Origin of the sequence: Archangium sp. (assembly GCF_036388035.1) — a bacterium.
In the GTDB taxonomy this organism is placed as follows: Bacteria; Myxococcota; Myxococcia; order Myxococcales; family Myxococcaceae; genus Archangium.
Window position 1 is genome coordinate 1 of the sequence record NZ_DASVSO010000922.1, and the last position, 15,998, is coordinate 15,998.

General features: G+C 69.8%; 11 protein-coding genes. 10 read left to right on the forward strand and 1 reads right to left on the reverse strand.

Translation table 11 applies throughout. The features are described 5' to 3' along the window. Positions 1-3,523: hypothetical protein (locus VF697_RS38180; RefSeq protein ID WP_331102904.1), on the forward strand; the 3,523-nt coding region annotated here is incomplete at its 5' end. Positions 3,524-3,611: 88 nt separating this feature from the next. Here VF697_RS38180 and VF697_RS38185 read toward each other — a convergent pair. Beyond that, entirely contained in the window at positions 3,612-3,830 is a 219-nt protein-coding gene (locus VF697_RS38185; protein ID WP_331102905.1) for a hypothetical protein, read from the reverse strand. 186 nt (positions 3,831-4,016) lie between these two features. Here VF697_RS38185 and VF697_RS38190 point away from each other — a divergent pair, with 186 nt between their 5' ends. From VF697_RS38190 to VF697_RS38230, 9 genes are all read left to right on the forward strand, one after another. Beyond that, on the forward strand, positions 4,017-4,958 hold the full coding sequence (locus VF697_RS38190) for a MoxR family ATPase (RefSeq protein WP_331102906.1): 942 nt from the start codon (positions 4,017-4,019) through the stop codon (positions 4,956-4,958). 34 nt (positions 4,959-4,992) lie between these two features. Then, complete coding sequence (glnE, locus tag VF697_RS38195; protein ID WP_331102907.1) at positions 4,993-8,019, forward strand: bifunctional [glutamate--ammonia ligase]-adenylyl-L-tyrosine phosphorylase/[glutamate--ammonia-ligase] adenylyltransferase; 3,027 nt, start codon at positions 4,993-4,995, stop codon at positions 8,017-8,019. A gap of 18 nt (positions 8,020-8,037) precedes the next feature. Then, a complete protein-coding gene (locus VF697_RS38200) occupies positions 8,038-9,459 on the forward strand; it encodes a patatin-like phospholipase family protein (RefSeq protein ID WP_331102908.1) in 1,422 nt (473 codons plus the stop codon). Between the two features lie 81 nt (positions 9,460-9,540). Further along, positions 9,541-10,488 carry a branched-chain amino acid transaminase gene (locus VF697_RS38205; RefSeq protein WP_331102909.1) on the forward strand — a complete coding sequence of 316 codons (948 nt, stop codon included), beginning with the start codon at positions 9,541-9,543 and terminating at the stop codon, positions 10,486-10,488. A gap of 67 nt (positions 10,489-10,555) precedes the next feature. Continuing rightward, positions 10,556-11,890, forward strand: coding sequence for an AAA family ATPase (locus tag VF697_RS38210; RefSeq protein WP_331102910.1), 1,335 nt, complete (start codon positions 10,556-10,558; stop codon positions 11,888-11,890). 140 nt (positions 11,891-12,030) lie between these two features. Next, a complete protein-coding gene (locus VF697_RS38215) occupies positions 12,031-12,867 on the forward strand; it encodes a Fic family protein (protein WP_331102911.1) in 837 nt (278 codons plus the stop codon). A 3-nt stretch (positions 12,868-12,870) separates the two neighbouring features. Next, positions 12,871-13,704, forward strand: coding sequence for a deoxyribonuclease IV (locus VF697_RS38220; protein ID WP_331102912.1), 834 nt, complete (start codon positions 12,871-12,873; stop codon positions 13,702-13,704). Between the two features lie 11 nt (positions 13,705-13,715). After that, the gene (locus tag VF697_RS38225; protein WP_331102913.1) at positions 13,716-14,846 is read left to right on the forward strand and encodes a bifunctional oligoribonuclease/PAP phosphatase NrnA; all 1,131 of its coding nucleotides are present in this window, start codon (positions 13,716-13,718) and stop codon (positions 14,844-14,846) included. Then, positions 14,843-15,997, forward strand: a complete 1,155-nt coding sequence (locus tag VF697_RS38230; protein WP_331102914.1) for a cysteine desulfurase family protein — start codon at positions 14,843-14,845, stop codon at positions 15,995-15,997. Before VF697_RS38225 ends, VF697_RS38230 begins: the two co-directional genes overlap by 4 nt. Position 15,998 lies beyond the last annotated feature (1 nt).

The following is a 15,998-nucleotide window of genomic DNA, read 5'->3' on the forward strand; positions in this document are numbered from 1 at the left end:
GTCCGTCGAGGACCGGCTCCACGAGAAGGACGTGGAGCTGCAGGGCCTGAAGATGCAGGTGGATGACCTGCTGCGGCGCTTCAACGAGGCCCAGCAGGGGATGATCCAGAAGGAGCGCGAGCACGGCGCCACCGTGGACGACCTGCTCCTGCAGAAGTTCTCCTCCGAGAAGGATCTCATCGAGGTGGTGGCCTCCAAGGAGAAGGACATCAACGTCCTTCGCCGCGAGGTGTCCCACCGCGATGAGGAGCTGGCGCGCCGCGCCGCGGGGCTGGAGCAGGCCCGCGACGAGTACGACAAGCTCGAGAAGCACCTGAACATCGTCACGCTCGAGTTCGAGGTCAAAGAGCAGAAGCTCACCGAGACGGTGCAGGCGCACGAGGCCGAGCTGGCCCGGCGCTTCCAGCGGATCGAGGGCCTCGAGGGTGACCTGGCCCGCACCATCAGCGAGCGCGACCAGCGCTACGCCGAGCTGAGCGGGGAGCTCCAAGCGCTGCAGGAGCGGCTGGCCCAGACCGAGCAGGAGCGCGACACCACCGTGCGCGCCCTGGAGGCCCGCGCCACCGCGGCCGAGGAGCACGGCGCCCAGTCGGACGCGGAGATCCAGCGGCTCACCGCGGAGCGCAACGCGCTCGAGGCGCGGCTCAACGAGCAGATCGCCGGCCTGGAGTCGGACCTGGCCCGCATGACGGGCGATCGCGACCAGCTCCAGCAGGACAAGGACGCGCTGGAGAGCGATCTCACCCAGCGGCTCGAGGAGCGCGACGCGAAGGTGGCCGCGCTCGAGCGCGAGCTGCAGGAGACCATCGCTCGCAACGAGCACCACGAGGCCGAGCTCAACGCCAACATCCAGCAACAGATGGAGCGCGTGGGCGAGCTGGAGGGCGAGGTCGAGGCCGTCAAGGCTCACCTGGCCGACCGCGAGGCCGAGCTCACCGGCGAGCTGGAGGCCATGACCCAGGCTCGCAACGAGCTGGAGGCCGCCAAGGACGCGCTGGAGGCCGACCTCAACGGCCAGATCCAGGCCCTCAACGAGGCCGTCGCCGACCGCGACACGCAGATCTCCAACCTGCGCGGCGAGCTGGAGGCCACCTCCCAGACGCTCTCCGAGACGCAGAACACGCTCTCCGAGACCGAGGCCACCCTCGCCGACACGCAGGGCCGTCTCTCCGCCACCGAGGAGACCCTCGCCACCACGCGCGGCGAGCTGGAAGCCACCTCCCAGACGCTCTCCGAGACACAGAACACGCTCTCCGAGACGCAGGCCACCCTCGCCGACACGCAGGGCCGTCTGTCCGCCACCGAGGAGACCCTCGCCAGCACCCGTGGCGAGCTGGACGCCACCACCCAGGCGCTCACCGAGACGCAGGGCACCCTCTCCGAGACGCAGAACACGCTCTCCGAGACCCAGGCCACCCTCGCCGACACGCAGGGCCGCCTCTCCGCGACGGAGGAGACGCTCTCCACCACCCGCGGCGAGCTGGAGGCCACCACCCAGACGCTCTCCGAGACGCAGAACACGCTCTCGCAGACCGAGGAGACGCTCGCCACCACCCGCGGCGAGCTGGAGGCCACCACCCAGACGCTCTCCGAGACGCAGAACACGCTCTCCGAGACCCAGGCCACCCTCGCCGACACACAGGGCCGCCTCTCCGCGACGGAGGAGACGCTCTCCACCACGCGCGGCGAGCTGGACGCCACCACCCAGGCCCTCTCCGAGACGCAGGCCACCCTCGCCGACACGCAGGGCCGCCTCTCCGCCACCGAGGAGTCCCTGGCCACCACGCGCGGCGAGCTGGAGGCCACCTCCCAGACGCTCTCCGAGACGCAGGGCACCCTCACCGACACGCAGGACCAGCTCACGCAGACCCGCGACGAGCTCGCCCGCACCGTGCAGGAGCGCACCGAGCGCGAGGCCGAGCTGCGCGCCGCCCAGGCGGAGATCAGCCGCGTCACCGGCCTCCTCAACGAGACCGAGGCCCTCAAGGCCGCCATGGAGGCGGAGCTCTCCGAGCAGCTCAGCCAGACGCGCAACACCCTGGCCGAGACGCAGGGAGACCTCGCCGCCACGCGCGACGCGCTCTCCAACGAGCAGGCCGCCCACGCGCAGACCCAGCAGCAGGCCACCGCCACCCAGGCGGACCTGGAGGCCCAGCTCGCCCAGTCGCGCGACCAGGGCCAGGAGCTCGAGGAGCAGCTCTTCCTCACCAAGCAGGAGCTCGGCAGCCGCGTCGCCGAGGTCACCCAGCTCAGCTCCCAGCTCTCCCAGTCCGAGGACGAGCGCCACCGGCTCGAGGAGCGCTTCAACACGCTCACCACCGAGTCGCAGCGCCGCATCGAGTTCCTCGAGAAGGACTCGGCCGCCAAGAGCCAGGAGCTGTCGGACACGCTCCAGAAGCTCAGCGTGGTGACGCAGGAGAAGGAGCGTCAGCGCGAGGCCCTCACCCGCGAGGTCGCCGCCAAGACCGAGCAGCTCAAGCAGCTCGACGCCCGCCGCCAGCAGGACGCGGAGCAGGCGAAGCGTCAGCTCGACGAGCTCACCCGGCAGGGCGCCACCCTCACCTCCGAGCTGGACACCGCCCGCAAGCACCTCGCCGCACGGGACGAGCAGATGCGCGTCGCGGGCAACACCCAGGCGAAGCTGCTGTCGGATCGCGAGGGGCTGACCACTCAGCTCGCCGAGGCCCAGGCGCAGATTCAGGCGCTCCAGCAGGCCCAGGCCCAGGAGCGCTCCGAGGCCAAGCGCGCGACGGACGAGCTGGCCCAGAAGCTGGCCCGCTCCGAGGCCCGTGTCGCCCAGGTCACCCAGGAGGGCCAGACGCGCCTCTCCGAGGCCGACACCAAGCTCAAGGAGGTCCAGGCGCAGCTCACCGCCCGGGCGAAGAAGATCCAGGAGTTCGAGCTCGCGATGGAGAACGCCGCGAGCGCCAGGAGCCGCCTGGAGAAGGAGCTCAACGCCAAGGTGGCCGCGGCTGAGGCCAAGACCACCGAGACCGCCGCGAAGCTCGCCGCTGCCCAGAAGGAGCGCAAGGACCTGGAGGCCCGGCAGGCCAAGGAGCTCGAGGACATCGCCGCCCGTCAGAAGGCGGAGGTGGAGCGCCGCGACGCCCTGAAGGCCCAGGAGATCGCCCGCCTGCAGCAGTCGGTGCAGGAGAAGAGCAAGGCCCTCAAGGTCGCCGAGCTGGAGCTGGCCCGCTACAAGACCAAGGCCCCCTCCTCGCCCGGCATCGCGACGGCGAAGACGTCCGCCAAGGCCACCCCGCTGGAGGAGGAGAACATCCCCACCACCACGCAGGTCACCCCCATGGCGCCGCCCGCCGCGCCGGCTTCTCCCGGCCGTGCGGCGCCCCGTGCGGCCGCGAAGAACACCGTGAAGAAGGCCGCGGCGGCTGTTCCTCCGCCCGTCATGGAGGAAGAGGAGGAGGCCCCCGAGCGCACCGTGGTCATGCAGATCCCCACGGGTCCAGGTGGCCCCGCGGACGAGAGCGACTGGACGTCGCTCGTCGACGAGCTGGACAAGTAGTGCTTCCCCGGCCGCGCGTGGCCACCGTGCCGCGCGCGGCCGAAGCCGTCCGGAGCCCTCGGGCTTCGTTGGAGGGAAGACGCCGTGACTAGAGCGCGGCGCGCGCCTGACGAACCAGGTCCCTGAGCTCGACGGTGGAGATCACGGAGCGGATGGACACCCGAGTCCCCTGCGTATGGGACTGGAGCCGCGCCATCTGCCAGCGCTCGCGGATGGTCCGTGTGGCGATGTAGGCCACCAGCAGCGCGAAAGCCCCGGGCACCAGGGCCACCGTCACCACCAGCATCATCCGCCACAACCAGGACATGACCGCCGCCTCCAGAGACAAAGCGGGGGCTCCTATTGCACGTCGTGTGCCCACGGTGGGGAAATAATTTCGCAAGTTGTTCCGGCCACTTGCAGGGAGAGCGGCCGGCACGCACGTGGGCGAAAGGCCGCGGCTCTGGCATTTTTGCCGCAGTGGCTTGAAAAACCTTCGGTTAAGTTCAGAGGTGTGAAGACCCCCTCCCCCTCGACCGATGTTCGCACCCTGAGCAGCGTGGACGACGCGCTGAAGCGCCTGGAAGAGGTGGGCTACCTGCCCTCCCCGGAGATCGCGACGGCGAGCTTCCTGGCGGATCGGATGGACAAGCCCATCCTGGTGGAGGGCCCGGCGGGGGTGGGCAAGACGGAGCTGGCCAAGGCGCTGGCGCAGTCGCTCGGGCGCGAGTTCATCCGCCTGCAGTGCTACGAGGGCCTGGACGAGGCCAAGGCGCTCTACGAGTGGGAGTACGCCAAGCAGCTCCTCTATACCCAGCTCCTCAAGGACAAGATCGGCGAGATGGTGCAGGGCACCGGGACGCTGAGCGAGGCGGCGGACCGGCTGGCGACGAGCGACGCGGTGTTCTTCTCGGAGCGCTTCCTGTTGCCGAGGCCGGTGCTGCGCTCGCTGCTGTCGGACCGGCCGGCGCTGCTGCTGGTGGATGAGATCGACAAGGCGGATCCGGAGTTCGAGGCCTTCCTGCTGGAGGTGCTGTCGGACTACGCGGTGACGATTCCGGAGCTGGGGACGTTCAAGGCGAAGCACGTGCCGCGGGTGGTGCTGACGTCGAACAACGCCCGGGAGCTGTCGGACGCGCTGAAGCGGCGGTGCCTGCACCTGCACATCGACTTCCCGGACCGGGAGCGGGAGCTGCGGATCATCCGGATGCGGATGCCCGAGGTGTCGAGCACGCTGGCCGAGCAGGTGGTGGAGGCGGTGGCGGCCATCCGGAAGCTGGACCTGAAGAAGGCGCCGTCCATCAGCGAGACGCTGGACTGGGTGCAGAGCCTCGCGCTGCTCAACGCGGAGTCGCTGACGGCGGACCTGGTGGCGGCCACGTTGAACCTGGTGCTGAAGCACGAGGGAGACATCGAGAAGGCGAAGAGCAACCTCGCGCAGATCGCGCAGGCCTGAGCCCTCTCCCCACGCTCCTCGCCATGGGCCCGAGATGACCTGGACCGAGGAGTCGCTGAGAGCCGAGGGCTTCGAGAACCCGAAGCGCGCCGCCAAGGAGCTCTCGGGGCTGGCGGCGACACTGGGGGGCCCCGCGGCCGAGCGGATCCACGAGGCCGCGAAGCGGAGCTCGGAGCCCGACGAGCTCATCGCGGCCTTCGACCGGAGCCGCGAGGGCCTCCAGGGCCTCTCCGAGCCCACCCTCTCGCGCCTGCTGGACTGGCTCCCGGCGCTCTTCCACACGAGCACCTTCGCCCCGCGCCTGCTGGCCACGCGTCCCGCCCTGCCGCGGTGGCTCGCGGGCTCCCGGACGCTGACGCGTGAGAAGACGAAGGAGCAGTACCGCTGCGAGGCCCTGGCCGCCACGCGCCGGGCACTCCCGACGGACGCGGAGGGCCTGCAACGCCGCCTGCGCCGCTACAAGTACCGCGAGTTCCTCCGGATCATGGTGCGCGACGCGGCCCTGCGCGCCCCCATGGAGGAGCTGGGCCGCGAGCAGTCCGCGCTGGCCGAGGCCCTCATCGGAGCCGCGCTGGCCTGGGCGGAGCGCTCCCTGGGGGCGAAGTACGGCACGCCGGACACGCCGGGCTTCTGCATCCTGGGGATGGGGAAGCTCGGAGGCGAGGACCTCAACTTCAGCTCGGACGTGGACCTCATCTACCTGTACCGGGCGGACGGGCACACCACGGGAGGCACGGCGGGCGCGCTGCCCAACGTGCAGTACTTCACCCGGCTGGGCGAGGCGGTGACGCAGGCGCTCACGAAGGTGACGGCGGAGGGCTTCTGCTACCGGGTGGACCTGAACCTGCGCCCGCAGGGACGCGCCGGGGCCATGGTCCTCTCGCTGCCGGCGTCGCTGGCGTACTACGAGACGTTCGGGCGCATGTGGGAGCGGGCGGCGCTGCTCAAGGCCCGGGCGGTGGCGGGAGACGCGACGCTCGCGGAGGAGCTGCTGAGCGAGCTGGGCCCTTTCATCTGGCGGCGCAGCCTGGACCTGTCGGCGGTGGACGGCCTGCGCGACATGAAGGCGCGGATCGACCTGCGCGGCAAGGCGAGCGCGGATGACGTGAAGCTGGGGCCCGGGGGCATCCGCGAGGTGGAGTTCTTCGTCAACGCGCTCCAGTTGTTGCAGGGAGGCAAGGATCGCACCCTGCGCGAGCCGAGGACGATGCGGGCCCTGCGCAAGCTGGAGCGAGCGGGCTTCGTGTCGGGCCCGGACGCGGACGCGCTCGAGGAGGCCTACGCCTTCCTGCGGCGGGTGGAGAACCGCCTCCAGATGCTGGAGGAGCGGCAGACGCAGGCGCTGCCCACGGGCGAGCGTGAGCGGCGCCGGCTGGCCACCTCGCTCGGGTACCCGGACTGGGACGCCTTCCACGCCGAGCTGGAGCGGCACCGGCGCTTCGTCCTGGGGGCCTTCAACACGCTGCTGGGCCAGACGGCGCGGGACGAGGTCCCCGACGAGCCCCTCCTGGCGCTCGCACTGGACCCGGACGTGTCGCCGGAGGAGCGCCAGGCGGCCCTGGAGAAGCGGGGCTTCGAGCACCCCGAGCGGGCCCTGGGGGAGTTGGAGCGGCTGGCGCGGGTGCCCCACTCGCCCTTCGTGGACGGGGGCTCGGGCGTGAAGGCGGTGCGCCTGCTGTCGGAGCTGGCCCAGACGCCGGATCCGGACCAGGCGCTGCTGCACTTCTCGGACTTCCTCTCGCGGCTGCACCAACCCGAGGGCTACCTGGCGCTGCTGACGAGCATGCCGAGGGCGAGCCGCCGCCTCTTCAACCTCTTCGGGCAGAGCGACTACCTCTCGCGCATCTTCCTGCGGCACCCGGAGCTGCTGGACGCGCTGGTGCAGGCGCAGCTCGACGAGGCGCTGAAGTCCCCCGAGCGGCTCCGGCAGGAGCTGGGGGCGCGGCTGGGGCGGCACACGGACGCGGAGGCGAAGCACGCGGCGATGCCGCGCTTCAAGAACGAGGAGCTGCTGCGTATCGGGCTCAACGACATCAGCGGGGACCTGTCGGTGCCGGAGGTGGCCGAGCAGCTCACGGCGGTGGCGGACGCCATCCTCGACGAGTGCCTCTTCCTGGCGCTGCAGGAGCAGCGCGAGCGCTACGGCCAACCCCTCGACGCGAACGGGCAGCGCGAGGGGCTGGTGGTCATCGCCATGGGCAAGCTGGGCGGGTACGAGCTGGGCTACCACTCGGACCTGGACCTCATCTTCGTCTACAGCGGCAACGGCCAGGGGGAGACGAGCGGGGGCCACCGAGGCACCCTCACCCACCACGAGTACTTCGCCAAGACGGTGCAGCGGCTGATGACGCTGCTCCAGGTGCAGCTGCGCGAGGGCCACCTCTACAAGATCGACGCGCGGCTGAGGCCCTCGGGAAACCAGGGAGCGCTGGTGGTGAGCCAGGACACCCTGCGCGAGCACCACCAGAAGCGGGCGCAACCGTGGGAGCGCCAGGCGCTCATCAAGGCCCGCCCGGCCGCGGGGGACGCCACGCGCTTCCAGGCACTGCGGGAGACAGTCCTCGCTCCCCTCGTCTACGAGCGTCCCCTGCCCCCGGACACGGCGGCGGAGATCGACCGGCTGCGCACGCGCATGGAGCGCGAGCTGGCCCAGGAGAACGCGCAGCAGCTCAACCCGAAGCTGGGCCAGGGCGGACTGGTGGACGTGGAGTTCACCGTCCAGTACCTGCAACTGGTGCACGGCCGGGAGCACCCCCGGGTGCGGAGCACCAACACGCTCGCGGCGCTGGAGGGCCTCCAGGCCGAGGGTTGCCTCTCCCCCGAGGACGCCGAGACGCTCCGCCAGGGCTACCTCTTCCTGCGCCGGGTGGAGAACCGGCTGCGGCTCCTCCACGCCAGCTCCCTGGCCCACATGCCCACCAGCGGGCGGCCCCTGGCGCAGCTCGCGCGCCGGCTGGGCGTGCTCGGCACCGAGCCGGGAGAAACGTTCCTCGCCCACTATCGCGCCTGTGCCGTGCGCGTGCGGGACGTATATGCTCGGGTGCTTCGCGCCTCTCGTTGAGTCTGGGTCCCCCCGCCCGTGCTGCTGAAGCAACGCTTCCAAATCCTCCGGCCGTTCGAAGAGATGGAGCTGGCCCTGGTCCGCGCGGCGATGGACTCGCCGTCGCTGCTGGACTCGCGCGAGGAGACGGTCCTGCGCACCGCGCTCTCCCTGGCGCGCCTCTACAAACTCCGCCACGAGGGCCATGACCACTCCGTGGAGACCTGGACCGCCCCCTTCCGCGAGGACGTCTCGCGGCGGCTCGGCCCGTTGCTGCTCGGTGCCCGCCGGCTCACCCGCGACCAGCTCGTGCCGCACGTGCGAGACCTGCGCGGCCCCACCCTGAAGCTGCGCGACGAGCTCGTCCACCGCCTGCACGGGCAAGTGCCCGAGGACGTCCTCCACCGCGAGCTGCGCCACAAGTCGCTGGTGGTGGTGGCCGGCGGCGGCGGGGGCACGGCCTACGTGTACATGGGGGTGATGAGCCTGCTGGACGAGCACGGCCTCAAGCCGTCGCTGCTGGCGGGAAGCTCCCTGGGCGCCATCCTGATGTTGATGCGCTCGCGGATGGCGCGCTTCGACGAGTCGGAGCTGGTGGGCATCATCCGCAACCTGTCCTGGCGGAAGCTCTTCCGGTTCATCTCCACGGAGAACCGCTACGGGCTGCCGGCGGCGCTGCGCCTGTTCCTGCGCGCGGGGCTGGGCCGCTACTTCAACGCGGGGCCGGCGGGCCAGGAGGGCGGCATGCGGCTGAAGGACCTGCCGGTGCCCATCCTCATCGCGGTGGGAGGCATCCGGCGGGGGATGCTGCCGCGCCCGCTCGAGTACTACGAGCGCCTGCTGGGCACGAGCCCGGTGAGCCTGCTCAGCCCCGCGGGCGTGGCGCGCCGCATCCAGGCGGTGATGGGCACGCTGGCCGAGTTCTTCACCCGGCCGGAGATCATGGTGAAGCTCCACCTGGGCGCGGACGCGACGACGGCCGACTTCGATGCGATCGACGCGGCGGGCTTCTCCTCGGCGCTGCCCGGCGTCATCCACTACGACGTGTTGCGCGACGACGCGCACATGCGCGGCCTGTTGGACGGGCTGATGGAGGAGCAGGGCATCTTCCGGCTCATCGACGGAGGGCTGGTGGACAACCTCCCGGTGAAGGCGGCCTGGAAGGCGGTGCACCACGGCAACATCGGCACGCGCAACGTCTTCATGCTCGGGCTGGACGGCTTCTCGCCCCGCCTCAGCACGCCCTTCTGGCTGCCGCTGCAACGGCTCGCGGCGATGACGGTGGCGCCCAACCTCCCCTACGCGCACCTCGTGAAGCGCTTCGGCCCCACCCTCTCGCCCCTGGAGCTGGTGCCCTCGGTGCAGCTCGCCACCAAGGCCATGCACCTGGGCCGCAAGCAGCTCGGCGCGGAGATGCCGTTGCTGACGCGGATGCTCGCGCCACTTCCGCACCTGGGCTGACCGAAATGCTTTGAATCGAAAGCATCTCCTGGGAGAATCCGCCCCGAGGTCTTCTCCCTTCCCGACAAAGAGGCTCCCCGCATGAGCTCCACCTCCTCCGGCGTCCTGCGCTCCGACCAGATCTGGCTCGATGGCAAGCTGGTCAAATGGGAGGAAGGCCAGGTGCACGTGATGACCCACGCCCTGCACTACGGGCTGGGCGTCTTCGAGGGCATCCGAGCCTACCGCACGCACGACGGCCGGCTCGCGGTGTTCCGCCTGCGCGAGCACATCCAGCGCCTGCTCGACTCGGCCCACATCGTGATGATGAAGCTTCCCTACACGGTGGAGGAGCTGATGGAGGCGTGCCTGGAGCTGCTGCGCGAGCAGCGCGAGCACTTCGCCAATGGGGCCTACCTGCGTCCCATCGCCTTCATGGGGGACGGCGCCATGGGCCTGGGCGCCATCAACCCCACCCGCGTGGCCGTCACCGCCTGGGACTGGGGCGCGTACCTCGGCGACAAGGGCATCCGCGAGGGCATCCGCGGCAAGGTGAGCTCCTTCACCCGCATGCACGTCAACGTGAACATGGTGCGCGGGAAGATCTCCGGCCAGTACGTCAACTCCATCCTCGCCAAGCGCGAGGCCGTGCTCGCCGGCTATGACGAGGCCATCCTCCTGGACATCAGCGGCTTCGTGGCCGAGGCCTCTGGCGAGAACATCTTCCTCGTCAACAAGAAGGGCATCATCAAGACGCCGCCCCTCTCCTCGCCCATCCTCGACGGCATCACCCGCGACACGGTGCTGCACATCCTGCGCGACTCCGGCCGCGAGGTGGAGGAGGTGACGTTCACCCGCGACGCCCTCTACATCTGCAACGAGGTCTTCTTCACCGGCACCGCCGCGGAGATCACCCCGGTGCGCGAGGTGGACAACCGCCAGGTGGGCACCGGCAAGCCCGGTCCCATCACCCAGTTCGTGCAGGAGACCTACTTCCGCACCGTCCGGGGCCAGGAGCCGCGCTACGCCGAGTGGCTCACCTACGTCTGACCCCTGAGCGAGCAGGGAGTCGAGAGATGTGCCGGAAAAGGGGCGGATCGGCTAGAACCAGGAGCCGATGCGCCTCGAGTACGCCGCCACCCCCAATCCATTCAACCTCGAGAACCCGACCATCCTCGACGTCGCTCCTCCGGAGCCCAAGTCGCTGGAGGAGACGGGGCTGAAGATCGGGCTCCTGTCGGACATCGCCCTGCGCTACCTGTACTACTCGGGCACGGGCACGGGCATGGACATCGCCCAGGAGCTGCGGCTGCCCTGGCCCGGCGTCATCGAGCGCGTGGTGGACTTCCTCACCGCCGAGAAGCTCGTGGACCTGCGGGGCGGCAAGGGCTTCGGACGCGCCTCGGTGGACTTCGTGCTCACCGAGAAGGGCCGCGAGTACGCGCGCGGCGCCATCGAGCGCAGCACCTACGTGGGCCCCGCCCCCGTCCCCATCGAGCAGTACAACGCCCTCATCACCGCGCAGCAGGAGGAGAACCCCGTCATCAGCCGCGAGGATCTGGTGATGGGCCTGTCCCACCTCACCGTCTCCGCGGACCTGATGGACAAGCTGGGGCCGGCGGTGAACTCCAGCCGCTCGCTCTTCCTCTACGGCCCGCCGGGCAACGGCAAGACGAGCCTCGCCGAGGCCATCAGCCGCATGTTCGGCGGCGAGGTCTTCATCCCCCACTGCCTGGAGATCGACAACCAGATCATCAAGGTCTTCGACATCCTCAACCACACCGCCGTCCCGCTCGAGTCCGAGCGCGATGCCGCGGGGCGTCGGCAGACCTTCGAGATGGACAACCGCTGGCTGCTCTGCCGACGTCCGGCCGTGGTGGTGGGCGGTGAGCTGACGCTGGAGACGTTGGATCTCATCTACTCGCCCACGGCGCGCTTCTACGAGGCCCCCTTCCAGGTGAAGGCCAACGGCGGGATGCTCCTCATCGACGACTTCGGCCGCCAGAAGGTCCACCCCACGGACCTGCTCAACCGGTGGATCGTCCCCCTGGAGAAGCGGGTCGACTTCCTCACCCTCCACACGGGCAAGAAGTTCGAGATCCCCTTCGATCAGCTCCTGGTCTTCTCCACCAACCTGGATCCCAAGGAGCTGGTGGACGAGGCCTTCCTGCGGCGCATCAAGTACAAGATCGAGGTCACCAACCCGGACGAGGAGACCTACCGGGAGATCTTCTCCCGGGTGTGCGAGGCGGCGGGCATCCCCTACGTGGACCAGGCCGTCACCTACCTCATCGAGCACTACTACAAGCCGAGGAGCATGCAGATGCGCGCCTGCCACCCGCGCGACCTCGTACAGCTCATCAAGGACGCCGCCCGCTACCGGCAGATTCCTCCGGCACTGTCCAAGGATCTGCTCGACCAGGCGTGCGAGGTCTTCCTGGTCAGCTTGTAGAAGTTCAACACACGTAGCGTTTTAATTGTCCTAAACGCCTGGAATTTCTACAATCCCGAGTCCGTTGTCCCCGCCGGTCCGGCTCTTCTGGTCTGACCCGCCGGCCAAGCCGGGAGCCGGTGCGAAGGAGCGTCACGTCCGTGAAGGAACGCTACCAAGATATCGACGAGAAGAACGAGTCCCTGCGCGACTACCTTGGCATCTTCAAGGACAAGTCCCGGGACTTCCTCGAGAAGTTCGAGATGTCGTGGATCTACCACGACGCGGCACTCGAGGGGACGGTGTACACCCAACAGGAGCTGGTGTCGGCGTTGTTCCCCGAGCGGGCCAACATGGACCCGGCGATGATCCCCGTGGTGCTGGAGATCCGCAACCACAAGGCCGCGTGTGACTACCTGCGCGAGGATGCCGCGGCCAACGGCAAGAAGCAGACGCAGATCACGCTGACCACCATCAAGCGCATCCACGACCTGCTGTGCGGCAGCACCCCCGAGGCGCAGGCGACGCGCGCCAACATCGAGCGGCGGGAGCGCACGGAGAAGGAGCTGGCCAAGGAGCGCGATCGCAGCGGCTACCGCAAGGACATGCCCCTGCACCGCACCTACTTCCACGAGATCGCCCAGCCGGCGAAGATCCAGCCCATGCTGGAGAAGCTCGTGGACTACACCGGCAGCGCCGAGTTCCGCGAGTTCCACCCCATCAAGCAGGCGGCGGTGGCCCAGCACAAGTTCATGCAGATCTTCCCCTTCACGGAGAACAGCGGGAAGGTCGGCCGGATGCTCACCAACCTCGTGCTCATCCGGAACGGGTACATGCCGGCGATCATCCACTCCATCGATCGTCAGCGCTACTACGAGTCCCTGCGCGGGGCCGAGGGCGTGTTCCGCACCCTGTTGATGGATGCCATCGAGAACTCGCTCGACAACGGCGTGAAGTACTTCAAGGACCTGGGCCGTCGTTACAAGGCCATCAACTAGCCTGTGCGGGTCGGGGCTCACGAATCCATCGCCGGAGGCGTGAGCCGGGCCCTGGCGCGAGCCGAGGAGCATGGCGCGCGCAGCCTGCAGGTCTTCACGAAGAACGCACGGGGCTGGAAGGCCCCGCCCCTGACCGACGAGGAGTGCCACGCCTTCCGCGAGGAGGTGCGGCGCACGGGGCTGCCGGTGGTGGCGCACGGCAGCTACCTGGTGAACCTCGGCACGGAGGCGCCCCTCCAGCGGGAGAAGTCGCTCGACTGCGTCGTCGAGGAGCTCACCCGCTGCGAGCGCCTCGGCATCCCCTCCCTCATCCTCCATCCTGGCGGGCACCCGGACGCGCAGCGAGGGCTCGAGTTGATCGCCCAGGGCCTGGACGAGGTGCACGCCCGCACGCCGCGCTTCCAGTCGCGCATCTGCTTGGAGGTGACGGCCGGCCAGGGCAACTGCCTCGGGTGGCGCTTCGAGCACCTGACGGAGATCCTCTCCCGGACGAAGGAGGCGGGGCGCCTGGGCATCTGTCTGGACACCTGCCATCTGTTCGCGGCCGGGTACGACCTGTCGACGGACGACGGTTACGATGAGGTGATGAGCGCGTGCGACCGGGCGGTGGGCCTGGAGCGGGTCCACTGTATCCACCTCAACGACAGCAAGAAGCCCCTGGGCTGCCGGGTGGACCGCCATGAGGAGGTGGGCAAGGGAGCGATCGGGCTCACGCCTTTCCGCCGCCTCATGAAGGATCCACGGTTCGTCAACACCATAGGAATCCTGGAGACGCCTTTTCCGGAGCGTTACGCAGAAGCCATCGAGCTGCTCGAATCGCTCGGCCGGAGGAAGTAAACAGCGCACCCATGCCAGCTACACCGACAGCCAACAGCCGCAGATCGACGCCCGGAGGTGGCGAGGGCCTGGAGCCCCCGGAACCGCGCCTGGCGAACCTGCCGGCCAGAGCCAAGCTGGAGCGGCTGATCCGAGTGGCCAAGGGCCACAAGAAGCTCCTCGTGCTCACCCACGACAATCCGGATCCCGACTCCATCGCCTCGGCGGTGGCCCTGGGCCACCTGCTGAAGGAGCGAGCGGGCGTGGAGGAGACCCGGGTGGGCTACGGCGGCATCATCGGCCGGGCGGAGAACATCGCCTTCGTGAAGGTGCTCCGCCTGCCCGTCACGCCCATCGCCAACCTCGACCTCGACGAGTACGACCTGTTGGCGCTGGTGGACACGCAGCCGCCCACGGGCAACCACGCCATTCCCCCGCGGCTGCGGGGTGAGGTGGACATCGTCATCGATCACCACCCGCTGCGCGACGAGAGCCTCAAGGCGCCCTTCGCGGACGTGGGCGGTGACTTCGGAGCCACCTCGACGATGCTGGCCGAGTACCTGCGCGCCGCGCGGCTGGAGCCCTCGGTGGAGGTGGCCACCGCGCTCTTCTACGGCGTCAAGGCGGACACGCGGGACCTGGGACGCGAGACGACCCAGACGGACATCGACACGTACCTGTGGCTGTTCCCGCGGATGGACAAGCAGATGCTCAGCCAGATCGAGCATCCGGAGCTGCCCGCGCGCTACTTCCAGCTCTACCACACGGCCTTCGAGCGGGCGAAGATGTACGGGGACACGGCCATCGTGACGGATCTGGAGGAGGTCTACTCCCCGGACATGGTGGCCGAGGTGGCCGAGCGGCTGATGTTCCTCGAAGGGATGAAGTGGTCGCTGGCGTACGCGACGTACCGCAACCAGCTCTTCCTGTCGCTGAGGGTGAAGGACCGGCGGATGAACGCGGGCCGGCTCATCCGGGAGATCTGCGAGGACTTCGGCGGCTCGGCGGGAGGCCACGGCAGCATGGCGGGCGCGCGGATTCCGCTGTCGGGACGCGCCGCGCAGCGCAAGGCGGCCAAGCGCGAGCTGGTGCGCCGCTTCCTCGAAGCCTTCGGAGTGGCGGACGAGCGTCCGGTGGGGCTGCTGTCCGCGCCCTCGCCGTGATCTACTGGGACCACAACGCGGCGGCGCCAGTGCGGCCGGAGGTGGCCACGCTGCTGGCGCGGGCCTTCTCCGAGGGCGGCTGGGGCAACGCCTCCAGCGTGCACCGGAGCGGGCGCGAGGCCCGGGGACGTCTGGACGCGGCGCGGGCCCGGGTGGCGCGCGTGCTGGGCTGCGAGCCGAAGGAGGTGTGCTTCACCGGCTCGGGCTCGGAGTCGGACGCGCTGGCGCTGAAGGGCGCCTGGCTCGCGCGGAAGGAGACTCGGAGGCGGCGCGTGGTGGCGTCGGCCCTCGAGCACCCGGCGGTGCTGGCGGCGCTCAAGCAGCTGGAGGCACTGGGCGCGGAGGTGGTGCGGGTGCGCCCGGGGCGGGATGGCCGGGTGCCGCTGGAGGCGCTGCTCGAGGCGCTGACGCCGGAGACGGCGCTCTGCTCGTTGATGTGGGCGAACAACGAGACGGGCGTGGTGCAGCCGGCCTCGGAGCTGTCGCGGGCATGCCGGCAGCGAGGCATCCTGTTCCACACGGACGCGGTGCAGGCGGTGGGCAAGCTGCCGACGCACCTACGCGAGGTGGACGCGGACCTGCTGGCCCTTTCGGCGCACAAGTTCGGCGGCCCCCCGGGAGCAGGGGTGCTGGTGGTGCGCAGGGGCGTGGAGGTACAGGCGCTGACACCGGGGCACCAGGAAGCGGGCCTGCGAGGCGGGACGCAGAACGTGCCCTATGCGGAGGCCCTGGCCCTGGCCCTGGAGCTGGCCCACGAGGAGCAGCCGGCGCACGCGCCCCGGGTGGAGGCGCTGCGAGACACCTTCGAGCGTGAGGTGCGCTCGCGCCTCCCGGACGTGACGGTGAATGGAGCGGGAGCACCCCGGGTGCCGAACACGAGCAACCTGTGCTTCCACGGCGCGGACGGCGAGGCGCTGCTGATCGCCCTGGACCTGGAGGGCATCTGCGTGTCCTCGGGAGCGGCGTGTGCCTCGGGGACGCTGACGCCCTCGCACGTGCTGCTGGCGATGGGACTCACCCCGGCGCAGGCACACAGCTCGCTGCGCTTCTCCCTGGGGCCCGGAGCGACGGAGGCGGAGGTGTCACGGGTGGTGGAAGCCCTGACCACCCACGTCCCGAGGGCCCGGGCCCTGAACCTGGGCGAGACCTAGC